This window comes from Microbispora sp. ATCC PTA-5024 (assembly GCF_000511135.2).
Taxonomy (GTDB): domain Bacteria; phylum Actinomycetota; class Actinomycetes; order Streptosporangiales; family Streptosporangiaceae; genus Microbispora; species Microbispora corallina.
Genome location: NZ_KI866522.1, coordinates 389735 through 412518 on the forward strand (window position 1 = coordinate 389735; position 22784 = coordinate 412518).

Consider the following 22784-nt stretch of genomic DNA (forward strand, 5'->3'; position numbering starts at 1 on the left):
GGCGACATGCGACCACTACGCACACACGGTCACTCTTCCTGCTCGCGCTCGTCGCGGGCGGTCTTGTCCTACCAGGCCGGGGCGGCCCCCCGGACGTCGATTTCGCGAACTGTCGTACGTCGGTGAGACGGTGGGACCAGAGCACCGAGAGCACCGGCAGGGCAGGCGGGACACGCCGCCGGCTCCCCGGGGCGCCGCGAGAGGAGGCGAGGCCGGTCTGGACGGGACGAACAGGGAGGTCGAGACGGCCGTCGGCGCCGCCTTCCGCGAGGAGTGGGGGCAGGTCGTGGCCACCCTGATCCGGGTGACCGGAGACTGGGACCTCGCCGAGGAGTGCGCGCAGGACGCCTTCGCGCTCGCGCTCGAACGGTGGGGCCGCGACGGCGTCCCCCGCCGCCCCGGCGCCTGGCTCACCACCACCGCCCGCAACCGGGCGATCGACCGCCTGCGCCGCAACGCGGTCGGCGCGGCGAAGCTGCGGGAGGTGGCGCTTATGGACCGCGCGGACGACCAGAACCCCTTGCCCGCATACGGCGAGAGCCCCGAGGACGACGGCGTCGGGGACGACCGGCTGCGGCTCATCTTCACCTGCTGTCACCCGGCGCTGCCGTTCGAGGCCCGGGTCGCGCTCACGCTGCGCACCCTGGCCGGGCTCACGACTGCCGAGATCGCGCGGGCGTTCCTCGTGCCCGAGCCGACGATGGCGCAGCGGATCGTCCGGGCCAAGCGCAAGATCCGCAACGCCGGCATCCCCTATCGGGTGCCGCCGGCCCACCTGCTGCCCGATCGCATGGCGGCGGTGCTCGCCGTGCTGTATCTGCTGTTCAACGAGGGCTACTCGGCGACCGGCGGCGCCGACCTGGTGCGCCGCGGGCTGTGCGCCGAGGCCGTCCGCCTGGCCCGCGTGCTGGCCGGGCTGATGCCCGACGAGCCGGAGGCGACCGGCCTGCTCGCGCTCATGCTCCTGCACCACGCCCGGCATGAGAGCCGCGTCGACGCGGCCGGCGACCTCGTCCTGCTGGAGGACCAGGACCGCTCCCGCTGGGACCGCGTGGCGATCGACGAGGGGCTGGCCCTGATTGAGGGCGCCCTGCGGCGGGGCAGGCCCGGGCCGTACCAGCTCCAGGCGGCCATCGCGGCCTGCCACGTCGCCGCGCCGGACGCCGCCTCCACCGACTGGCCGCAGATCGCGGCCCTGTACGGCGGGCTGGCCGACCTGGTCCCGTCGGCGGTGGTCGAGCTCAACCGCGCCGTCGCCGTCGGCATGGCCGAGGGCCCGGCCGCCGGGCTCGCGCTCGTCGAACGGCTGGCGCGCTCGGGCGGGCTCGACGGCTACCACCTGCTGCCCGCCACCCGGGCGGATCTGCTCCGCCGCCTCGACCGGCCGGCCGAGGCCGCGGCGGCCTACCGCGACGCCCTCGCGCTGGCCCCGACCGAGACCGAGCGGCGCTACCTCGCCCGCCGCCTCGCCGAGGTCTTCTCCTCGTAGCCCGGCCCCGCGTGGCACCGCCCGGCCTCGGGTGCCCTGTCGCACCGCCCGGCCTCGGGTGCCCTGTCGCACTGCCCGGCCCGGGCGCCGCGCGGCAACGCGGCGGGCCGGCTGTTCGGTTGAGGCGGTCTCCGATCAGCTCCGGCGGCGCGGGCGCGCTCCCGTCCGGCCGCGTGCCGGAACCGCCCCCGCGCAGCGGACGTTCCACCGCGTTCCACCGCCGTTCCATCGGTCGCCGGCCCGGCATGGAACGGGTGGAACGCCATTCACCCCGATGAATCGCCGTGCGGACGTGCATAAGGAGTGAACATGGCGGTATCCCGGAGGAACTTCCTCGCGCTGGCCGGCGCCGGAGTGCTGGCCGCGGCGGTGGACGCGGGCGGCCTGCTGAGCCCGGTCCTGGTCCCGCCGGCGGACGCCGATGCGGCGCCGGCGGTGAACGGCCGGGGTCTGTTCGGTGGGACCACCACGCTGGACAAGACGGTGCGCACCAACCAGCGTCAGGACACGGTGACGTGGACCGACTACGTGACCCTGCGTGAGGACGCCGGCGAGCCGCACCTGCTGCGTATCGACCCCGAGGTGGGGGTCTTCTACGCGCCGCCGACGCGTGTGCTGGACGCGTTCGTCCAGGTCACCGACATGCAGATCGTGGACGACAAGTCGCCGGCGCGGGTGGAGTTCACCGACCGGTGGGCCGACCTGGGCAGCACCATCAACAAGGTGACGGATTCGGCGTATCGCCCGCAGGAGATGCTGTCCACCCACATCGTCGAGGCGATGGTCAGAGCCGTCCGCGACGTGAGGTTCGGCCCGATGACCGGGCTGCCGTTCAGCTTCACCATCGCCACCGGCGACATGGTCGACAACGCGCAGTACAACGAGACCCGGTGGTACATCGACCTGCTCGACGGCGGCCACCAGATCAGCCCGGAGTCCGGGCAGCCCGGCCGGGAGCAGGACGGCGTCTCCGGGAACTTCAACGGCCATGACCGGCACTACTGGTCGCCGGAGGGGCTCAACAACCGGGGCACGGACTTCTACCGGTTCACGTACAACTTCCCGATCGTGCAGGGGCTGCTGGCCGCCGCACGCCGGCCGTTCACCTCGACCGGTCTGGGGATGCCCTGGTATGCCGTGATGGGCAACCACGACGGGGAGATCCAGGGCAACTACCCGGTGAATCCGACCTTCGTCGAGGGCGAGCTCGGGAACCTCCGCGACATCTCCGGCCTGGCCACCGACAGCAGAAAGGCGTGGATCAGCCAGGCGACCAGCGGCGAGGTGACCTTCCCCGCCGACACCGATGACCCTGGACCACTCAACATGTTCGTGGACAACCTGCAGTTCCTGCCGGTGGTCGCGGACTCGCGCCGGCGGATCCTCAATCACCACGACTTCGCCGCGGAGCACTGGAACACGACGGGCAGCCCGCTCGGTCACGGGTTCCGGCATCCCGACGGGACCAACATCTACCTCACCGACTACGCGTTCGAGTCGACGACGGGCAGCCCGATCAAGTACATCGTGCTGGACACGCTCAACTACGACGCCGGGGCCAACGGGCGAATCCCCGGAGACCAGTTCAACCGGCTGGAGGCTCAGCTCAAGGCCAACAGCTCGTTCTACTACGACGGCAACGGTGCGCCGGTGCGTCAGGCCGGCGTGCAGGACAAGCTGTTCGTCCTCTTCGCCCACCACACCTTGAAGACGCTGAACAACAACGCGGCGAACGAAGTCGACTGGTTCGATCCCGACTTCTACTTCGGCAAGTCGGTGGAACAGCTGCTGCTGCGCTACCCCAACGTGATCATGTACGTCTGCGGTCACACCCACACCAACGAGATCGTCCCGCACATGCGGGGGATCACCACGTCGCTCCAGAACCACGTGCCGGGCGTCGGCGGGTTCTGGGAGGTGGCCACCGCTTCGCACATCGACTGGCCGGTGCAGAGCCGGCTGTTCGAGATCGCCGCCGGCCGGGACAAGATTTCCATCTTCACGACGATCATCGACATCGCGGCGCCGGTGGCGTACGGCGGGGACCTGTCCACGCCGACGGCGCTCGCGTCGCTGGCCAGGGAACTGGCGGCCAACGACCCCACCGAACGCCCGCATCCGCGCACCGGCGACGAGGGCGACCGCAACACCGTGCTGACGCTTCCGGCGCCCTTCTTCATCGGCGCCCCGGACGTGTGGGGCACGTCGGTCACGGCGGCGGCGAACACCGCGGGGAACCTCGAGGTCTTCGGCACCAAGTCGGACGAGACGATCTGGTGGTTGCACGGCACGGGCCTCGGCTCGTGGGCGAACTGGGCGCAGTTCCCGATCTGGGGCACGCTCCACGCGGTGGCCGCGGAGGCCGACAAGGACGGCCTGGTGGAGCTGTTCGGGGCGAACACCGATCAGTTCGGCCGGGTCTGGCGCACCGCGCAGGCGGCCAACGGCACCTGGTCGAACTGGGTCTCCATGGGTGACGTCAACGCCCGGTCCATCGCGGTGGCCCGCTGGGCGGGCGGAGGCCTGGAGGTCTTCGTCACCACGCCGGGCGGCGACGTCTGGCACATCTGGCAGCAGTCCGCCGGCGGGCCCTGGGGCACCTGGTCGACCGGGTTCGGGAAGCTGTCCGTCGCGTTCGTCCAGGTCGCCGCGGTCGCCGACAAGAACGGGATGATCCATGTGTTCGCCCTGGACGACAAGGGCATGTTGTGGCACCGCAGCCCCGTCGGGGGCGTGTGGGCCAACTGGGCGACGCTCGTCATCCCGTCGGGCCAGCGGTTCACGAAGATCGCCACGGCCGTGACCGGCGACGGACGGATCGCGTTGTTCGCCCTCGACCACGACCGGCGCGTCTGGCGCACCTACCAGCAGTCGCCGGGCGGCGGCACGTGGGGCACGTGGCAGCTGTTCGACGCCGGCCAGACCCGGATGACGCAACTGACCGCCCGCAGGGACGGCGCGGGCCAGATCCGCCTGTTCGGCGTCGACCACGCCGGCCAGCTCTGGCACCGCCAGCAGACGGCCGCGAACGCGGACGTCTGGAACGCGTGGGTGGCGTTCTCCACCCCCGGCGCCCTACGGCCCGACATCCCGATCGTGACCGGCACGTCGAACACCCGGGAGCGCCTCATCATGCCGAACCTGATCGGTCAGACGCAGGACGTCGCGCAGAGCCTCATCCTCGAGACGGGCCTGAAGATCGGCACGGTCACCCAGGAGCTCAGCGTCCAACCGGTGGGTACGGTGTCCAGCCAGTCTCCGGCCCAGCCGGGCGAGGTGGCGTTCGAGGGCGACACGGTGAACCTCGCGATGTCGCTGGGCGGGGTCGAGGTGCCCGACCTGTACAAGCTGGACCCGGCCGTCGCGGAGGGCGAGCTGAGAGGCCTCGGGCTGGTGCCGGCCCGGGACAAGGACACGCTGACCTCCGATTCCGAGGAGATAAAGAAGGTCGTGTCCCAGAGGACCCCGGCCGGGCGGCTGGTCGCGGCCGGCGCCACCGTGCACTACTCGGTCGGGAAGGCCGACAATCGATGACCGCCGGCACCACAGTGGAGACGCTGGGACCGGCCCGGGTGCGCCTCGACGCCGCGGTGCCCTGGGCGGCGCTCCAGCCGGTGCTGCAGCAGACGTGTACCGCGGCGTCGCCCGGCACGACGGGCCTCGCCGGGTTCCGCACCGGCCGGTTGCCGTTCCACCCGATCGACGAGCGTACGGGCGCGGCGGCGCTCCCCCGGGCGGTGGAGGCCGCCCTGCTCGGCCTCGTGGCGACGGCGGCCCGCGAACACGGGCTCGATCCGCTGGGCCGCTTCGACGTCGAGATCGTCGACTGCGGCGAGGGTGAGCCGCTGCGGTTCGCCGCGGTGCTCGACGTCCGGCCGGAGATCGCGATCCCGGACCTCTCGTCGCTGGTGATCCGGGTGGATCCGGTCGCGGTGTCCGAGGGCGAGGTCAGGGCGTGCCTCGACGGGCTGCGCGACCACATGGCCACGCCGGAAGAGGCCGACCGGCTGTCCGGTGACGAGGACGGGCTCCGCGCCGCACTCACCGAGCGGCTGTACCAGGCGAAGGGGGCCGCCCGGCTGCGCGCCGCCCGCGACGAAGCCCTGAGGCGGCTCACCGAGGCCGCGGCGGTACCCGCCCCCGAGGGTCTGGTAGGCGACGAGGTCGAACACCGCCGGCAGTGGATGCTCGCCGAGCTCCACCGGCTCGGCACGTCCCTGGCCGACCAGCTCGCCGCCACCGGCACGACCGCGGAACAGCTCGACGCGGACCTCGTCGCGGCCACGACCCAGCGCGTACGCAGCCGGCTCCTGCTCGACGCCGTGGCGGACGCCGAACGGCTGAGCGTGTCGGCCGCCGAACTGGCGGAGGCCGTCGCGCGCCGCGGCCACGCTCAGGTGGCGGACGTCCGCAGGGACAAGGCACTCACTCTCGTCATGCGACGCGTGACGTTCATCGACCCCGCCGGCACTCGAGTCGACGAAGGGAGGGTTCGATGATCCGCATCGTGTACGTGGCGACGCTCCTGCTGGCGATGCTTCTGCTGGCGACGGCCGGGGTGGCCGGTTCCGGCGAGGTGGCGTCGCACGTCGGAGCGACCACCGCCGTCACCGCCACCGGCTCGATAGGTGGCGGTGGTCCGCCGCCGCCGCACCCCAACGTGTAGACGGCACGCCGCTCACGCGGTGGCGCAGGCCGCCGGGGCCGGCGCCACGTCGAGGCGGCTACGCACCTGGGCCGCCGCGTCGGGTTCGAGTTCGTGGAGGACGGCCAGGACGAGTCGCCGCGCCTGGTGGGCGGCGTCGGCGTCGCCGGCGCGCTGCCGGCTGTCGGCGAGGTTCGCCTGGGTGGTGACCTCCATGAAGCGGTCGCCGAGCCGGCGCCACAGGGCGAGCGCCTGCTGGTAGCAGCGCTCGCCCTCCTGCGTGTCGTGTGTCCTGAAGTGCAGGCCGCCGAGGACGTCCCAGGCGGCCGCGGCTCCCGCGAGGTCGTCGACGGTGAGGAAGGCGTCGAGCGCTTCCCGGCAGTAGGCGAGGCCGGTCACGGGGTCGCCGAGCAGGCCGTGGTACTCGCCGATCGCGGTGCCGGTGTACGCCTGGCCGAGTGCGTGCCCGATGGACCGGTAGAGCTGGAGGGCGTCTTCGCAGTGGGTCAGGGCCAGGCGGATGTCGCCACGGCGTTCGGCGACGACACCGAGGTTGCGGTGGGTCGCGGCCAGCGCGACCTTGTTGCCGACGTGGCCGAACAGGCGCAGCGCCGTGCGGGTGTGCTGTTCCGCTTCGGCGACGTCCCCGAGGGTGTCGTGGATCTTGGCGAGGGCGCTGTGGGCGTGGGCCTGTCCGGCCTCGTCGCCGAGGCGTCGCGCGGCGCGCAGGGCGGCGCGTTGGACGCGCTGGTTGTCCCGCCAGTACCCACCGGTGCACAGGAACGGGCCCAGAGCCCAGGCGAGTTGCCAGGTGTGCCGGTCGAACCCGTCCGGTGGGCGGGCCACGACGGCGAGCAGCACGTCCCGTTCGGAGGCGAACCAGGCCTGGGCCGCCTGCAGATCGGCCAGAGGCTGTACGGTGACGCCGGGCGCCGGTGGAGACAGCTCGATCGGATCCCGTCCGCGTGCCAGCCGCAGGGCGGCCGCGTGCGCCGTGTGCAGGTGGTGGTCCAGGAACCGCCGCCGCGCCGCGGCCTGCTCCTCGTCGCCGTCGTGCCCGTGTGCCTGTTCGACGGCGTAGGCGCGGAGCAGTTCGTGCATGCCGAAGCGGCCGGGCCTGGTCTCGGTGAGCAGGTGCGCGCGGGTCAGCTCGGCCAGCAGCGGCTGGACCTCCCGCACCCGCAGGCCGGCCAGGCCGGCCGCCGCGAGTGGGGCGATGTCGGGTCCGGGACACAGTCCCAGCAGCCGGAACAGCCGTGCCGCCGGGGCGCCGAGGGCGTGGTAGGACCAGGAGAACACGGCCCGGATGCTGGTCGCCGGGTCGGCGCCGTCGAAGGGGTCGAGCGTGGCGGCGGCGTCACGCAACTGCGCCGCGAGGTCGGCCAGCGGGAGGGCCGGGGCCATCGCGGCGCGGGCGGCGGCGACGGCCAAAGCCAGGGGCAGCCGGGCGCAGCGGGCGACGATGTCCTCGACGGCCTGTGGCTCGGCGTCGACCCGTCGCGCACCGAGGCGATTGGCGAGGAACCGCCGGGCCTCGCCGAAGGAAGGCAGGCCGAGAGTCAGCGGGTGCGCCGCCTCGGCGGCGACCAGCCCGGGCAGTTGGTTGCGGCTGGTCACCACGACCATGCTCCCTGGGGTGCCGGGCAGGAGCGTCCGGACCTGCTGCTCGTCGCGGGCGTTGTCTGCCACGACGAGGACCCGCTTGCCGGCCAGGACGCTGCGGTACAGGCCGGCCCGCGCCTGCGCCGAGGCGGGAACCTGGTCGCCCGGCACGCCGAGGGCGTCGAGGAACCCGTCCACCGCTTCGACCGGGTCCATCACGACGCCACCGGGGTCGAAGCCGCGCAGGTCCACATACAGCTGACCGTCCGGGAACCGTTCCGCCACGTGGTGCGCCCAGTGGACGGCCAGCGCCGTCTTGCCCACCCCGGCGGTGCCGGAGACCACCAGGACGGTCGCCCCCTGCGCAGGTGCCGGGCCCCGGCCGCCGGGGTACGGCGGTGTGTGGCGGTGCAGCCAGGCCAGCTCCTCGTCCCGTCCGGTGAAGGCCCCGACCGCCCGCGGGAGCTGGGCCGGGACGACCCGTACCCGCCCGGCCTGTTGCGGCTGCGCCACGGGCGGCGCCGAGTCGAGCGCCGGATCCTGCCGCAGGATGGCCGCCTCGAGATCGCGCAGCTCAGAGCTCGGCTCGATGCCCAGCTCGTCGCCCAGCAGCCGCCGCAGCCGGTGGTAGACGGCCAGCGCCGCGGCCTGCCTGCCGCTCCGGTACAGCGCCAGCATCAGCAGCCGGTAAACGTGTTCCCGGAAAGGGGACCGCTCGATCAGCTCCTCCAGCTCGGCCACCAGCGCGACGTGTTCCCCGAGCGCCAGCCGGGCTTCGGCGAGCCGCTCGACGGCGTCCAACCGGATCTCGTCGAGCCGCTGCGCCTGATTACGCAGCCAGGCGACCTCGGTCACGTCGAACAGCGACGGACCCCGCCACAGCCGCAGGGCCGCCCTCAGCCGGGCCGCCCGGCCGGCGAGGTCGCCGTCGTGCCCGCCCGGGTGCAGGAGCCGACCGGCCTGGCCGGCGTCGACCGCCTCGACCGGCAGGTCCAGCAGGTACCCCGGCGGCCGGGCCACGATCGTGTGACGTCCCCGCAACGCCTGGCGCAGGAACGAGATGTGCCGCTGCAGGGTGTTCGCCGCCGTCGCCGGCGGGTCGTCCCCCCACACCGCGTCGATGAGCCGCTCCGTGCCGACGACTTCACCCGGCTGCAACGCGAGGACGGCCAGCACCGACTTGCGGCGCAATCCGGTGAACGGGTACGGCGCACCGCCCACCGTGACATCCACCGGCCCGAGGAGACGGACCCGCACATCGTCCGCGCTCACCGGTCGGCCGCATTCGCCGGCATCTCAACGGCCTGTCGAGCGCACCCCGCCACCGCCGGCATCTGTCGCCCCCAGCTCTCGTTCCTCCCAGCCCGCCACACGCCGTCCTCGGCCGGGTCACCTCCAAAATACGGTGAGGCCATCCGAATGGTTCGCCGTTTCAGTGGCGTTTCAGGGACATTCCAGTGCAGACTGCGAGCCTCCCTCGGGTGAGCCTTCCACGGCATTCGACAGCCGAGCCGGCGGCGCTGGTGTCCCAGGGCATGGAAGCGTTATGGAGCCACGGCGAGCCGCACCGCAGCCGGCAGATCTTCGACGCGGCCTACCGGCAGGCCGAGCAACGCGACGACGCCCACACCATGGCCGTGGCCGCCCTCGGGTGGGCGGGCCTGTGGGTCAACGAACATCGCGGCACCGCCGGCGCCGCGATCACGCAGGACCGGCTCCGTCGGGCACTGGCGGCCACACCGCCGGACTCGGTGCTGGCGTTGCGCCTGCGTGCGCGCATCGCCGCCGAATCCGACCATCGCCGGTCGGCGCACGAGTCCATCCGCGCCGTCGCGGACGAAGCCCGCCGCAGCGCGGATCCGACCGCCATCGCCGAGGCGCTCAACCTTCTGCACCACTGCCTGCTCGGGCCGGACCACGCCGCCCTGCGGACACAGGTCGCCGACGCGCTCATCGCCGAGAGCGTCCGCACCGGCCGTCGCGGCGACATGGTCATGGGCATGCTGTGGCGCACCGTCGACCTCCTGCTGGAAGGACACCCGAACGTCGGCCGGCACCTCAATGAACTGCGCGGCCTGCTGCGCGAGGGCGACTTTCCCGCGGTCGGCTACGTCGTCGCGGCCATCGACGTGATGCTCGACATCCGGGCAGGTGACTTCAGCCGTGCCGAAGCCCGAGCCGGACACTGCCTCGAACTCGGATCCGACGTGGGCGACGCGGATGCGCCGGCTTGGTACGGCGCGCACATGGTGGCCATCCGGTGGTTCCAAGGCAGGATCGCCGAGCTGATTCCCCTGCTCCGGGAGCTCGTCTCCTCACCGGCGATCGGCCTGGCCGACTCCTCGCACCTCGCGGCGCTCGCGGTGGCCCTTGCCGCGAACGGCGAACGGCGGGAGGCGCTCGGCGCGCTGAAGCGCGTCACCGGACGCGGTCTGTCCGCCGTTCCGCAGTCGAGCAGCAGGCTCGCCACGATCCGTGCGGTCGTCGAAGCGGCCTACCTCCTCGGCGAACAGGACGTGGCGTCCGAGGCCTGCCAGGAGCTGGAGCCTCACGCCCACCTGCCGGTCATGGCCGGCCTGGGCGTGGCGTGCTTCGGATCCGTCCGGCACGCGCTCGGCGTGGCCGCCCTGACGTGCGGCCGCATCGACGAGGCCGTGGGCCACCTGAGTGCCGCGGTCTCCGACGACATCGCCCTGGGAAACTGGCCGGCCGCCGTGCTGTCGCGGCAGCGCCTGTCGGTCGCGCTCGGCCGCTGCCTTGACGACGAACGACGATCCCTGGCACGACACCAGCTCGAGGTGGCCGAGAGCGAGGCCGGCCGGCTCGCGATGGAGCTGACCGCGCCGGCTGCCGGCGACGCCCAGGCGGAGAGCCCGCCATCGGACGCGGACGACATCACCTGCGTACGGCATGGCCGGCGCTGGCACCTCCGGTTCCGGGCGCAGTCCGCGTATGTCGACCACTGCGTCGGGATGACGTACCTCGCCGTGCTGTTCGCCAACCCCGGGCAGGACATCGGCGCCGGCGAACTCACCATCGGATTTGGGACCGGCGAGAACGCCGCGGCGGCCCGCCACGCCCACCCGACGTCGCACGCCCTGCTGGACCGGCAGGCGCTCAGCTCCTACAAGGCACGACTGGCCGCCCTGCACATCGAGATCGACCGATGCGATGCCGTCGGAGACCAGCGACGGGCCATCGAGGCCCACCGGGAACGCGACTGGATCCTGGCGCAACTCCGGACGGCCACCGGGCTGGGCGGACGCGTGCGCTCGTTCCCGACCAGCGACGAACGCGCCCGCATAGCCGTGGGAAAGGCCATTCGACGGGCCCTTGACCGGGTCCACGACGCGAACCCGGCCCTCGGAGCGATCCTGATCGCCGCCGTCAAGACCGGGCACCGCTGCGTCTACACACCGCCCCCGCGCCCGCCACGCGAGAGGCCGGCCGCCTCGGCGACCGGCCTCCCGCGGGAGGTGCCTGCCCTACTTCTCCCGCACCGGGGGCTTGTCGCCGCCACCGCCGGGAGTCCCGCCACCGCCACCGCCGCCGGTGTCGCAGGTCGAGATCGTGATGTCCACCGTTGATCCGGGAGCCACCAGGGCGCCGCCCGTGGGGTGCTGGACCTGCACCGAGCCGGGAGAGACGCAGTTGTTGGTGGACGAGACGGTGCCGACGCTCAGCCCGGCCGCGCCGATGTACCACTGGGCCGAACCCTGGTCCATGCCGAGGACGTTGGGCACCGTCGCCCGGCCCAGGGAGACCACCAGGTTGACCGGCCAGCCCGCCGGCCTCACGTACCACCAGTGCGGGCTCTGGTCGATGACGAGCCCGGCGGCGGTCGTGCTGGCCTGGTAGGTGACCGTGCCGACCGTCAGGCCCGCGGCGACGACGGCGGTGCGCGCCGCCGCCTCGGTGGAGCCGAGGACGTACGGCACAACGCCTATCGACGTGCCGACCACGGAGGCGTCGGTGGGCACGGTGGTCCCGTCGGCGGCCACGTCGCACAGGCCGTCGGCGTTGCGGTCGCCGAGCACCAGGTGGTTGCCCGTGAGCGTGGACTGGTAGAGGTACACGAACCGGCCGGCCAACCGGCTCGACTGGAACCACCAGGTGACACCGGTGGCGTGGAAGGTGTCGTTGACCCCGTCGCCGTCGAAGTCGCAACTGGTACGGGCGTCGTCGACGGTGGTGCCGAGAACGCCCAATGTCGTGTCCGACTCGTGCATGCCGGTCTCGTTCTGCACCAGCGCCGGGGGATACTGGCATCCGCCGGTGAAGCCGACGAACAGGCCGCAGTGGGCGAAGACGTTGTGCCGCACCTGCATCCCCTCCTTGCCCGCCTTCTCGTCCGAGGGAGTGCCGCGCAGTTTCACCGCGGGTCCGTGGACGTTCCACACGGTGTTGTACTCCACGTCGAAGTACTCTCCGGCGTCCCCGCTCTCGTAGGCGTCGTTCTTGTTGGAGCCGTGGACGTCGATGGCGTGGGTGGAGGCGACCCGGCTGTGGACTCCGCCGTTGGGCAGGATCAGATTGCGGTACAGCAGGTAGCCGGTGCCGGGCTGCCACCCGGACGCGATGGAGTGCCGGTTGTAGTCGAACGCGTTCCGCTCGATCAGCGCCCAGCCGCCGTGGCTGGTCTCGACGCCGTAGCCGGCGGCGTGGCCGCAGCAGATGTCACCGGCCGGGTGCTGGTCGTGATGGATGTAGTTGTCGTGGATCCACACCGTGGTGGCGTGCTCACCGGGGGCAGGCCTGCGCAGGATGTCCGGAGAGGGACAGGCGCCGTCGACGTCGCATTCCTTGACCTCCACCCCGGCCCCGCGCCACAGGTAGATCTCGTTGTGGTCGATCTCCACGTTGGGCTTCATCACCGTGATGCCCATGGAGTCCTGCTCACCCATGTTGCCGAACGGGTCGGTGCTCGACCCACCCCGCAGCCGGATCCCGCTGATCACCTCCTGGGAGAACGGCGGGGCCGGGTTGGCCGGTCGCGGCACCACGAACAGGCTCCCCGGCTCGGTCGTGGTGAACAGCAGCGGCCCCGCCGGGTTGACGCTGCGATCGCCCGTGATCCAGGTGTTCGGCGCGACGGTGATCCCGTCCAGACCGCTCAGATCGAGGCTCACATCGCCGGCCACGGTCACCTTCGTGCCCGGGGTCTCGACCGCCTGGACGAACTGCCGCCGCTGCTCGACGCTGTTGTCGGTCACTCGGAAGGCGGGCGGGCTGCCCTGCAGCGGGGGTTCCGGATATGTGACCGTGATGTTCGCGGTCGCCAGCGGGAACTTCCCCACCCCTGACGTCGCCCATACCCTCCACGGCAGGTTCCGCAGCGGGGTCACGCTCTTCGAGCCGCTGAGCGTGCCGACTCCGAGCATCACCCCTTGCGCGTTGTCGTTGTCCTGCGGGGTGTCCTCGCCCACGCTGAAGGTGGCGAGGGCGTTCCACCAGCAGTCGGGACCGGCGTTCACGGTCCAGTGAATTGTCGCGCTGTCAAGCCAGCTCACCGCTGCCTTGTCGAACGACAGGGACGCCGACGACTCGTTCAGGCAACGCTGCCACTGGTCGTCCGCGGACGCCGGCTGAGCGGCGACGAACGACGTGGTCAGCATCGTGGCGGCGAGCCCGACCGCCGCCCACCACCGGCTTGTACGGCGACGGTGGACACCGCGCGGCGGCCCGGGCCGCACCCGTCTCGGATGGAACATGATCGCTCCTGTGTCTGCTCCAGCGACTGTCGCCGGGCAGGCGTTCCATCCGTTCCGCCGCGAACGCCTGGTCCCTCACCCGCCGGAATCCGCCCGTTCGCCGGGCGGCTGCCCGCTGCGTGGAACGCGTGGAACGGGGATGGAACACCCCTTTGCGTGTCGGCACGGAGCCCGCACACGAAGGAGCGTCGATGAGGCTCGACAGGAAGTTTCTGCGGAGAATCGGGGTCACACTGGCGGCGGTCGCCGCGGTGGCCGCTGTCGCGGTGACCCCCGCCCACGCCAGGAGCGGTGGAGAGATCAGGCCGTTGTTCGACGGGCACGGCGGGCTGTTCAGCGACGGCAAGTGCCTCGGCATCAACGGGGACGACGGGCTCAAGACCAGCGGCGCCCGCCTGATCCAGTGGGAGTGCAGCACCAACAAGGACCAGATCTGGTTCGTCAGCGCCGCCGGCCGGGTGGACGGCAACCAGTTCGTGTGGCACATCTGGAACCTCGGCAGCCAACTGTGCATGTCGGTCGCCGGCGGGAGCACCGCCAACGGCGCACTGGTCATCCAGCGCACCTGTAGCCAAGGCGACGCCGATCAGCTGTGGGTGCCGACTCCTGTCAGCAGCGGCGTGTGGGAACTCCATCCGTGGAGCGCCCTTCAGAGGGGGCTGCTGATGTGCCTCGACGTCCGGGACAACGACAGCGGCGACGGTGCCGCGATTCAGCAGTGGGAGTGCCACGGCGGCGGCAACCAGCGGTTCTTCTCGCCCGAGGGCGCCCTGGACTTCACTCTCTGACCTGCCCGGCGCGGAGGACCGCGCCGCGCTCACCGATCGCGGGGTCAGGACGTGCGGAGGCGGTGGGTCAGGCCGGTGTGACGCCGGCCGGCCCCCCGCGTCCGCACGGCCTGGGCCAGGGCCCGGCGCGACCCCACGACGACGACCAGCTTCCTGGCCCGCGTGATGGCCGTGTAGAGCAGGTTGCGCTGCAGCATCATCCACGCGCTGGTCGCCAGCGGGATCACCACGGCGGGGTACTCGCTGCCCTGGGAGCGGTGGATGCTGACGGCGTAGGCGTGGGCCAGCTCGTCGAGCTCGTCGAAGGAGTAGTCGACGCTCTCGTCCTCGTCTGTCAGGACGGTGAGCCTGCTCTCCTCCGGTGACATGCCGGTCACCACCCCCACCGTCCCGTTGAACACCCCGGCCGCGCCCTTGTCGTAGTTGTTGCGCAGCTGGGTCACCTTGTCGCCGACGCGGAACACCCGGCCGCCGTACCGCCGTTCGGGCATGCCCTCCCGCGACGGCGTCAGCGCCTCCTGCAGCGCGATGTTGAGCGCGCCCGCGCCCGCGGCGCCGCGGTGCATCGGGGCGAGGACCTGCACGTCGCGCCGCGGGTTGAGGCCGAACTTGGCGGGGATCCGCCGGGCCACCACGTCGACCGTCAGCGCCGCGATCTCCTCGGGCTCCTCGCACGGGAACAGGAAGAAGTCGGGGAACTCCCGCACCAGCGGCGCCTGCCCGGTGTTCACCCGGTGGGCGTTGACCACCACGCCCGACTCCTGGGCCTGGCGGAAGATCTGCGTCAGCCGCACCCGGGGGATCTCCGGGGCGGCCAGCAGGTCGCGCAGCACCTCTCCCGCGCCGACCGAGGGAAGCTGGTCGACGTCGCCGACGAACAGCAGGTGCGCGCCGGGCGCGACGGCCTTGGCGAGCTTGTTGGCCAGCAGCAGGTCGAGCATCGAGGCCTCGTCGACCACGACCAGGTCGGCGTCGAGCGGGTTGTCCCTGTCGAAGGTCGCGTCGCCGCCGGGCCTCAGCTGGAGCAGCCGGTGGACGGTCGTGGCCTCGTGGCCGGTCAGCTCCGCCAGCCGCTTGGCCGCCCGGCCGGTGGGCGCGGCGAGGATCACCTTGGCCCGCTTGGCCCGGGCCAGCGTCACGATCGAGCGCACCGTGAAGCTCTTACCGCAGCCCGGCCCGCCGGTCAGCACGGCCACCTTCTCCGTCAGCGCCAGCCGTACGGCCTCGGCCTGCTCGGGGGCGAGGTCGGCGCCGGTGCGGCCGCTCAGCCAGCCGAGCGCGGCCGGCCAGTCGACCCGGGCGAAGGCGCCGAGCCGGTCGTGCCCGGACGACAGCAGGCCGCGCAGCGTCCCCGCGAGCGACAGCTCGGCCCGGTGGAAGGGCACCAGGTAGATCGCCGGGACCGTGCTCTCGCCGCCCTCGCCGGCCGGGACCTCCTCGCGGACCACCCCCTCCTCGGCGACGAGTTCCTCCAGGCAGGACGCCGTCAGGTCGGCCGGCACCTCGAGGATCTTGACGGCGTCGGCGACCAGGTTGGGGGCGGGCAGGTAGCAGTGCCCGTCGTCGGCGGCCTGCGACAGCGTGTAGCGCAGGCCGGCCTTGACCCGCTCCGGGCTGTCGTGCGGGATGCCCACGGCCTGCGCGATCGTGTCGGCCGTCTTGAAGCCGATGCCCCACACGTCGTCGGCCAGCCGGTACGGCTCGGTGCGCACGACGTCGACGGAGCCCTCGCCGTACTGCTTGAAGATGCGCACCGCGATCGAGGTGGACACCCCCACCCCCTGGAGGAAGATCATCACCTCCTTGATGATCTTCTGCTCCTCCCAGGCGGCCCCGATCATCTTGGTGCGCTTGGGGCCGAGGCCCGGGACCTCGACCAGCCGTCCCGGCTCCTCCTCGATGACGCGCAGCGTGTCGGTGCCGAAGTGATCGACGATCCGCTCCGCCATCTTGGGCCCGATGCCCTTGATCAGCCCCGACCCCAGGTAGCGCTGGATGCCCTGGATCGTCGCCGGCAGGACCGTGCTGTACGACCAGACCTCGAACTGCCTGCCGTACCGCGGATGGGACCCCCACCGGCCGGTCAGCCGCAGCGACTCGCCGACCTGGGCCCCGAGCAGCGGCCCGACGACCGTGAGCAGGTCGTTTCCCGAGCGCTCGGTCGCCACCCGGGCGATCGTGTAGCCCGTCTCCTCGTTCGCGTACGTGATCCGTTCGAGCACCGCGGTCAGTTCGGTGCCGGGCGGCCTGGCGGGACCGCCGGGAGGGGTGGTCATGGGTGGCATTCTCCCTCAGCGCGTACGGCGACGGGCGCGACCAGCGGACGGGCCCGGGCTACCAGGCCTGGGCCCAGGCAGGGGGCGGCAGGGGGTCCGGGGTCAGGTCGCGCAGGTCCTGGGACCATGTCTCCGTCCACGCGCCGGACCGCTGCTCCATGATCTTGACCGTCCCGTCGCGGGTGGCCATCAGCAGCCGGCCCTCCTCGTCCCAGTCTGCCCACGCCGCCTCGGGCAGCGGCGTGAGACCGCCGTCGTCCTCCTCCCTTAGGTAACTCACCTGTACGCCCTCGATTCCGTGCCTGCGGAAGTCGGTCCCGGTATGGGCGAGCACCAGCGCGCGGTCGCCGCCCGGCCGAACGCGCGTGATGAGTACGGCCTCACGCAACTCGGGGGGCATCCGCTCCGCCACGCCGTCGGCCAGGGGGCGCCAGCCGCGCCTGTACTCGTTCTGCAGGTCCCGGTGGATCCAGTCGAGGTTGAGGTTCTCCACGACGGCGCCATGGGGGTAGCTGCCGTGAAAGGGCTTCTTGCCCATCGAAGCCCGGATCGTCAGGCCGTTGTCCGGGGCGAACTCGCAGCCGCCGGTCCAGGTGCCGAACGTCTGCCAGGCCACCAGCGCAGTAAGCCACGGCACCTTGGACACGGCGAAATACGTGGTCCACGGTGACGGCCCGTGCCCGAGCGCGAAGTACCCGAGGAGCTTTCCGTCCGGCGATATGTCACACCGGCGGGGGTAAAGCGTCCCGCGAAGCCAGGCGCCCGGTCTCACCTCACGGCTCCGCAGGTCCCACTCCAGCAGATGCCACCAGTCGGCCGGACCGCGGCGCATGATCAGCGCGACGGGCGCCGCCCTGGCGACAAGTACGTGAAGGCGGCAGGGCGGTGCGGAGCCGGTCCCGGGCCGCCCGCCGGAGGGGGTGGTCATGCAGGGTATTGTCCCGCAGCCGCCGCGTCCCGCGCCCGATCGCCTGCTGTGCCGCCGATCGGCGCTAGCCTGGTCTGATCGTCGAGCGGGAGGGACGGACGATGGTTCTGGAGGGTACGGCGCGGGCGCTGCTGCGGCGGCTGGCGGTCGAGCAGGCCCAGCAGCGGGTGCCGTCGATGGTGGCGGCCCTCGTCCGGGGCGGCGAGACCGTGTGGTTCGGCGCGCGCGGGCGGGTGGACGGCGAGCCGCCGACCGAGCGCACCCAGTACCGCGTCGGGTCCATCACCAAGACCTTCGTCGCCACCATGGTCATGCGGCTGCGCGACGAGGGCCTGGTCGACCTGCTCGACCCGCTCGGCAAGCACGTCCCCGGCACGCCGCTGGGCGACGTCACGATCGCGCAGCTGCTGTCGCACACCAGCGGCGCCACCGCCGAGTCGCCGGGCGCGTGGTGGGAGCGCACCCCCGGCGCGCCGCCGGCCGACATGCTCGCCGCGCTCGGGCCGGAGTCGGTCCGGCACCGCCCCGGCCGCCGCTACCACTACTCCAACCTGGGCTACGCCCTGCTCGGCGAGCTCGTCGCGCGCAAGCGGTCGGCGCCCTGGGAGCGCGCGGTCCGCGAGGAGATCCTCGAACCGCTCGGCATGAACGACACCACGACGCGTCCGCGCGCCCCCCACGCCACCGGCTACGCGGTGCACCCGTGGGCCGACGTCCTGCTGCCCGAGCCGGAGAACGACCACGGCGCGATGGCCCCCGCCGGGCAGCTGTGGTCCACCGCCGCCGACCTCGCCCGCTGGGCCGCGTTCGTCGCCGGCGACACCGGCGGCGTGCTGCGGCCGGAGACCCTGGCCGAGATGCGCGAGCCCGCCGCCGTGGAGGACGCCGACGTCTGGACCCGCGGCTATGGCCTCGGGCTGCAGCTCGCCCGGCACGCCGGCCCCGGCGGGCCCCGGCGGCTGGCCGGTCACACCGGGTCGATGCCCGGGTTCCTGGCCACGCTGTGGGCCGACCCCGCCGACGGCGTCGCCGTCCTCTGGATGGCCAACACCACCTCGGGCGTGCGGGGCGGCTTCGAGACCGACCTGCTCGACATCCTCGCCAAGCGTGAGCCGCCGCTGCCCGCCGAGTGGGTCCCCACGCCGGTCGACGACGACCTGCTGTCCCTGACCGGGCCGTGGTACTGGGGGCCCACGCCGTACATGCTGCGCCTGCTGCCGCGGCGCGGCCTGTCGCTCACGCCGGTCAACGGGCAGGGGCGGGCCTCGCGGTTCGCCGCGCAGGCCGACGGCACCTGGCTGGGGCTCGACGGCTACTACGCCGGTGAGACCCTTCAGGTCGTCCGCTCCCCCGGAGGCGTCCACCTCGACATCAACACGTTCGTCTTCACCCGCGAGCCGTACGACCCGGCCGTGCCGGTGCCTGGCGGGGTCGACGCCGACGGCTGGCGGTGACAGGGGCGGCGCCGTACGGGAGTCACCAGGGCAGGTCGCCGGCCCTGTCGGAGAAGGTGCCGGTCGGCCCGTCCGGGCCGATCGTCGCCAGGCGCACGATCGCGTCGGCGCCCTCCTCGACGGACTGGACGCCGGGTCCGCTCATCCCGTGCAGGCCGGTCGCGGTGAAGCCCGGTTCGACGGCGTTCACGCGGACTCCGGGCAGCCCCTTGGCGTACTGCACGGTGAGCATGTTGACCGCGGCCTTCGACGCCGCGTAGACGGGCAGGGACCACGCGGACTCGCGGCGCTGGGCGTCGGTGACGATCCCGAACCCGCCCAGCCCGCTGCTGACGTTCACGATCACCGGTGCGGCCGAGGCGCGCAGCAGCGGCAGGAACGCGTGGGTCGTCCGGATCACGCCGAGGACGTTCACGTCGAACACGGGCCGCGCCTCGGCCACCCCGGCCTCCTCGGGCGTCGCCATGCCCTCGAAGACGCCCGCGTTGTTGACCAGCACGTCGAGCCGGCCCTCCCGCTCGCCGAGCTCGGCCGCCGCGGCGGCGACGGAGTCGTCGTCGGTCACGTCGAGCCGCAGCCACCGGGCGCCGAGGTCGGCGGCCGCGGTCCGGCCGCGCTCCGCGTCGCGAGCGCCGAGGTAGACGGTGTGGCCGAGGGCGGTGAGACGGCGGGCGGTCTCGCGCCCCAGGCCCCTGGTGCCGCCGGTGACGAGGGTGATGGTCATCGTGATGCCTTTCGCGTCGGATGCCGGGTTACGGATGAGAGCCTCGGCCCGTACGCGAGGACGTGGGTAGGCCCCTGTCTTCCTGGGGTCGGCAGGGACAGTCAGCCGGATGACCTGCTGGGACCCGTGCCGTCGCCGTTACCCGTACGTAAAGAATTCGGCCCCCGCAGGGCGGCGCCGAGGGGTGGTGGCGACCGGATCCGGTGAGGGGCCGGCGACCGGCGCCGGGATCACCGGCCGAGAGGCCGTCTCACAGTGCGGGCACACGTCATCCCGGAAGGTGGGACGGCTGAGGGCGACGCGCACCGGCGGCTGTGCCCGGCCGCCGGCGGAAACCCCGGCCGTACCGGCCATGGCGCCGACCGGCGGGACACCGGCCGGGCATCGGAGGCGCGGGATGCCATGGCGGAAGTCCATGATCGCTATGCGGGCCGCGCGGGTATTCCCTCTGCCGCCATCCGCCGGACGCATGCCGCCGGCCCGTCCAAGGGGTGGGTTTGCGGGAGAGTTTGCGGACCCTATCGCACGTAAAACCTGACTTGTCCTTACTTGACCGGTTTCGGTGTAGCTATTACCTTTTAGGCAGCTCAGGGCATACCTGTCCAATTCTCGGTCAAGGGTGCCCACCTCAAAACCGACGCGGCCTCCCGGCTCCGGGATGCCGCCCGGCCGTCGAATCCGCGTCCGCGCGGAGCCGGGGACCCACCTCTCCTGGGGTGAATCGGCACCTGTGCCGTAGGGCCACTTCCAGCCCGAACCCGTCAGCTAACCCGGTAGGCGGCAAGGAAGCAAGGGAGTAGACCCCAGCATGCACGCCCTTAAGACCTGTCTCCGTGCCGCACTCGTCACGGGTGTCGTCGCCAGTGCCGGTGTGTGTACCGCGTCGCTGACGGCGCACGCCGACGCCGCGCACGCCGACGCCGCGCACGCCGTGGAGCCCGCGGGCAACGGCGGCACCGCCGTCGACCCCCTCGCCCAGGCGGCGGCCACGCTTCCCAAGGTGGGCCCGGCCGACGTCATCAAGCTCGCGTCCAGCCAGGTGGGCATCAGCGAGAACGCCTACGGCGGCGGAACCAAGTTCCAGCAGTGGTACATGTCCACTCCCCGCGCCCGGCAGACGCTGGCCCGGGACGGCGGCAAGCTGTCGGCCTACCTCAACGCCCCGTGGTGCGACATGTTCGTCTCCTGGGTGGGCCAGAAGCTGGGCATCACGCCCGTCATGGGCTGGGACTCCTACACGGTCGAGCACGCCCGCTGGTTCTCCCAGCACGGCCGCTGGGGGAACGTTCCCAAGCCCGGGGCCGTGGTGTTCTTCGCCTGGAACGGCAGCAAGTCGATCGACGACATCGACCACGTTGGCTTCGTCATCAAGGACAACGGCGACGGAACGATCAAGACCGTCGAGGGCAACACGGGCAACGGCGCCGTCGAGGTCCGCACCAGGCCGACGGACTCCGTCGCGGGGTACGGCTACCCGTACTACCCCGCTTCCTGACCGGGACCGCACACAGGGGAAGCGCGCACCACTCTCGGTGCGCGCTTCCTTCGCATCCGCCCGGGTTCAGCCGACCCCGGCCGGCTCCAGGGCCGGGTCCTGGATAGGGGCCTGCGCGGCGGGGGCCGTCCCGCCGTCCCCGGTCCTGCCCCTGAGCACGACCGCGGCGAGGACGGCGGTGCCCATGAAGATCACGGCGCCGACGGCGGCGACCACGTGGAGGCCGCTGGTGAACGCGGCCCGGGCCGCGTCGAGCACGTCGGCGCCGAGCGCGGCGGGCAGCTCGCGGGCTGAGGCGACCGCGGCGGCGACGCCGCCCTTCACCGCCTCGGCCGTCTGGGCCGGCAGGCCCGCCGGCAGCGCGAGGTGGCTGCGGTAGACGAGGGCGCCGAGGCTGCCCATCGCGGCGACGCCGACCGCCACCCCGAACTCGCCGCCCGTCTCCGACAGCGACGCGGCCGACCCGGCCCTCTCCGGCGGAGCCGAGCGGAGGAGCAGGCTCATCGTCAGCGACATGGGCAGGGCGACGCCGAAGGAGGCGAGCACCAGCCCGATCACCAGCAGTCCCACCCCGGCGACCTGGGTGTGCACGAGCAGCCCCACCGCCGCGATCGCCAGGCCGAGCGCGATCACGTACGCCGGGGGGAGGCGGCGGGCGAGGACGGGGGCGACCACGGTTGCGGCGACCATCGCGACGTTCTGCGGGGCCAGCCACAGGCCCGCGCCCATCGGGGACAGCCCGGCGACGGTCTGCAGGTAGAGCGTCGACATCAGCGAGATCCCGGCCATGACGATCCCGCCGAGCAGTCCGACGGCCAGTGCCATGGTGAAGACCGGGTTCCGGAACAGCCGCAGGTCGAGCAGGGGGCTGGTCAGACGGCGCTGGCGCCGGACGAACACCACGGCCACGGCCGCCCCGGCCACGACGGCCAGCACGGGCACGGCGTGCAGGCCGTTCCTGGCCAGCTCCTTGAGCCCGTAGACGACCGGCAGGATGGCGCCCAGCGAGAGCGCCACGCTGGCCGGGTCGAGCCGCCCGGCGGCCGGGTCGCGGTGCTCGGGCAGCAGGATCGGCCCCGCGACCAGCAGGACCACCATGAACGGCACGCCGAGCAGGAACGCAGAGCCCCACCAGAAGTGCTCTAGCAGCAGCCCGCCGACGAGCGGGCCGAGGGTCATGCCGCCGAGGAAGCAGCTGAACCAGACGCCCACGGCCTGCCCCATCTGCCGCGGATCCTGGAACATGGTGCGGATCAGGGCCATCGTCGAGGGCATCAGCGTGGCCCCGGCGACCCCGAGCAGCACCCGGGCCGCGATCAGCATCGCCGGGCTCGTGGCGTACGCGGCGAGCACCGAGGCGAGGCCGAACCCGGCCGCGCCGGCGAGCAGAAGCCTGCGGCGGCCGATCCGGTCGCCGAGGGTGCCCATCGTGACGAGGAAGCCCGCCAGCGCGAACGAGTACACGTCGAGGATCCACAACTGCTCGGTGCCGCCGGCGCCGAGGTCCGCGCTCAGGTGCGGCAGCGCCAGATAGAGCACGCTGATGTCGAGCGAGAGCAGGAGCGTGGGCAGGGCCAGCACCGCCAGCCCGATCCACTCGCGGCGGCCGGCGCGCGGGGCTGGTCTGGAGGCGCTGATCGTTTCCATGGGATGACCCTTCGATCCGGTCGTA

Annotated in this window: 14 protein-coding genes and 1 riboswitch; of the genes, 8 read left to right on the plus strand and 6 right to left on the minus strand. The window is 72.5% G+C overall.

Annotation, left to right across the window (positions count from 1 at the left end; translation table 11 throughout):
- Positions 1–217 precede the first annotated feature (217 nt).
- From MPTA5024_RS01815 to MPTA5024_RS40535, 4 genes are all read left to right on the plus strand, one after another.
- Entirely contained in the window at positions 218–1489 is a 1272-nt protein-coding gene (locus MPTA5024_RS01815; protein ID WP_036322800.1) for an RNA polymerase sigma factor, read from the plus strand.
- Positions 1490–1798: 309 nt separating this feature from the next.
- Positions 1799–5023, plus strand: coding sequence for a TIGR03767 family metallophosphoesterase (locus MPTA5024_RS01820; protein ID WP_051457599.1), 3225 nt, complete (start codon positions 1799–1801; stop codon positions 5021–5023).
- Entirely contained in the window at positions 5020–5988 is a 969-nt protein-coding gene (locus tag MPTA5024_RS40530; RefSeq protein WP_036319066.1) for a trigger factor, read from the plus strand. Before MPTA5024_RS01820 ends, MPTA5024_RS40530 begins: the two co-directional genes overlap by 4 nt.
- Positions 5985–6155 (plus strand): hypothetical protein, encoded by a 171-nt coding sequence (locus MPTA5024_RS40535; RefSeq protein WP_157099245.1) that lies wholly within the window; start codon positions 5985–5987, stop codon positions 6153–6155. Before MPTA5024_RS40530 ends, MPTA5024_RS40535 begins: the two co-directional genes overlap by 4 nt.
- A 12-nt stretch (positions 6156–6167) precedes the next feature.
- Here the strand turns inward: MPTA5024_RS40535 and MPTA5024_RS01830 are convergent, their stop codons facing one another.
- A complete protein-coding gene (locus MPTA5024_RS01830; RefSeq protein WP_063794656.1) occupies positions 6168–8969 on the minus strand; it encodes an AfsR/SARP family transcriptional regulator in 2802 nt (933 codons plus the stop codon).
- Between the two features lie 302 nt (positions 8970–9271).
- Between MPTA5024_RS01830 and MPTA5024_RS39185 the strand changes: the two genes are divergently transcribed.
- Positions 9272–11323: a hypothetical protein gene (locus MPTA5024_RS39185; RefSeq protein ID WP_084369370.1), complete on the plus strand. Its 2052-nt coding sequence runs from the start codon at positions 9272–9274 to the stop codon at positions 11321–11323.
- Here the strand turns inward: MPTA5024_RS39185 and MPTA5024_RS01845 are convergent.
- Positions 11222–13117 (minus strand): PASTA domain-containing protein, encoded by a 1896-nt coding sequence (locus MPTA5024_RS01845; protein WP_442922039.1) that lies wholly within the window; start codon positions 13115–13117, stop codon positions 11222–11224. The genes MPTA5024_RS39185 and MPTA5024_RS01845 overlap by 102 nt on opposite strands.
- 521 nt (positions 13118–13638) lie before the next feature.
- Between MPTA5024_RS01845 and MPTA5024_RS01850 the strand changes: the two genes are divergently transcribed.
- A complete protein-coding gene (locus MPTA5024_RS01850) occupies positions 13639–14235 on the plus strand; it encodes an RICIN domain-containing protein (RefSeq protein ID WP_051457600.1) in 597 nt (198 codons plus the stop codon).
- A 44-nt stretch (positions 14236–14279) separates the two neighbouring features.
- Here the strand turns inward: MPTA5024_RS01850 and recD2 are convergent, their stop codons facing one another.
- Positions 14280–16511 carry an SF1B family DNA helicase RecD2 gene (gene recD2 / locus MPTA5024_RS01855; RefSeq protein ID WP_157099246.1) on the minus strand — a complete coding sequence of 744 codons (2232 nt, stop codon included), beginning with the start codon at positions 16509–16511 and terminating at the stop codon, positions 14280–14282.
- 58 nt (positions 16512–16569) lie between these two features.
- Positions 16570–17439, minus strand: coding sequence for a hypothetical protein (locus MPTA5024_RS01860; protein WP_051457601.1), 870 nt, complete (start codon positions 17437–17439; stop codon positions 16570–16572).
- Between the two features lie 101 nt (positions 17440–17540).
- Between MPTA5024_RS01860 and MPTA5024_RS01865 the strand changes: the two genes are divergently transcribed.
- Positions 17541–18893 carry a serine hydrolase domain-containing protein gene (locus MPTA5024_RS01865; RefSeq protein WP_036319083.1) on the plus strand — a complete coding sequence of 451 codons (1353 nt, stop codon included), beginning with the start codon at positions 17541–17543 and terminating at the stop codon, positions 18891–18893.
- 22 nt (positions 18894–18915) lie between these two features.
- Here MPTA5024_RS01865 and MPTA5024_RS01870 read toward each other — a convergent pair whose 3' ends face one another.
- Complete coding sequence (locus MPTA5024_RS01870) at positions 18916–19617, minus strand: SDR family NAD(P)-dependent oxidoreductase (RefSeq protein ID WP_036319085.1); 702 nt, start codon at positions 19615–19617, stop codon at positions 18916–18918.
- Between the two features lie 660 nt (positions 19618–20277).
- Positions 20278–20411: riboswitch (cyclic di-AMP (ydaO/yuaA leader) on the plus strand.
- A gap of 14 nt (positions 20412–20425) precedes the next feature.
- On the opposite strand from MPTA5024_RS01870, the gene MPTA5024_RS01875 reads away from it, so the two are divergent.
- Positions 20426–21112, plus strand: coding sequence for a CHAP domain-containing protein (locus tag MPTA5024_RS01875; protein WP_036319087.1), 687 nt, complete (start codon positions 20426–20428; stop codon positions 21110–21112).
- A gap of 66 nt (positions 21113–21178) precedes the next feature.
- On the opposite strand, the gene MPTA5024_RS01880 is transcribed toward MPTA5024_RS01875, so the two are convergent.
- Positions 21179–22759: an MFS transporter gene (locus MPTA5024_RS01880; RefSeq protein ID WP_036319090.1), complete on the minus strand. Its 1581-nt coding sequence runs from the start codon at positions 22757–22759 to the stop codon at positions 21179–21181.
- Positions 22760–22784 lie beyond the last annotated feature (25 nt).

Coding starts and splice junctions, on each gene's coding strand:
- MPTA5024_RS01820 (WP_051457599.1), top strand. CDS start 1,799: ATGGCGGTATCCCGGAGGAACTTCCTCGCGCTGGCCGGCGCCGGAGTG.
- MPTA5024_RS40530 (WP_036319066.1), top strand. CDS start 5,020: ATGACCGCCGGCACCACAGTGGAGACGCTGGGACCGGCCCGGGTGCGC.
- MPTA5024_RS40535 (WP_157099245.1), top strand. CDS start 5,985: ATGATCCGCATCGTGTACGTGGCGACGCTCCTGCTGGCGATGCTTCTG.
- MPTA5024_RS39185 (WP_084369370.1), top strand. CDS start 9,272: ATGGAAGCGTTATGGAGCCACGGCGAGCCGCACCGCAGCCGGCAGATC.
- MPTA5024_RS01845 (WP_442922039.1), bottom strand. CDS start 13,117: ATGCTCGGAGTCGGCACGCTCAGCGGCTCGAAGAGCGTGACCCCGCTG.
- MPTA5024_RS01850 (WP_051457600.1), top strand. CDS start 13,639: ATGAGGCTCGACAGGAAGTTTCTGCGGAGAATCGGGGTCACACTGGCG.
- recD2 (WP_157099246.1), bottom strand. CDS start 16,511: ATGACCACCCCTCCCGGCGGTCCCGCCAGGCCGCCCGGCACCGAACTG.
- MPTA5024_RS01860 (WP_051457601.1), bottom strand. CDS start 17,439: ATGACCACCCCCTCCGGCGGGCGGCCCGGGACCGGCTCCGCACCGCCC.
- MPTA5024_RS01865 (WP_036319083.1), top strand. CDS start 17,541: ATGGTTCTGGAGGGTACGGCGCGGGCGCTGCTGCGGCGGCTGGCGGTC.
- MPTA5024_RS01870 (WP_036319085.1), bottom strand. CDS start 19,617: ATGACCATCACCCTCGTCACCGGCGGCACCAGGGGCCTGGGGCGCGAG.
- MPTA5024_RS01875 (WP_036319087.1), top strand. CDS start 20,426: ATGCACGCCCTTAAGACCTGTCTCCGTGCCGCACTCGTCACGGGTGTC.
- MPTA5024_RS01880 (WP_036319090.1), bottom strand. CDS start 22,759: ATGGAAACGATCAGCGCCTCCAGACCAGCCCCGCGCGCCGGCCGCCGC.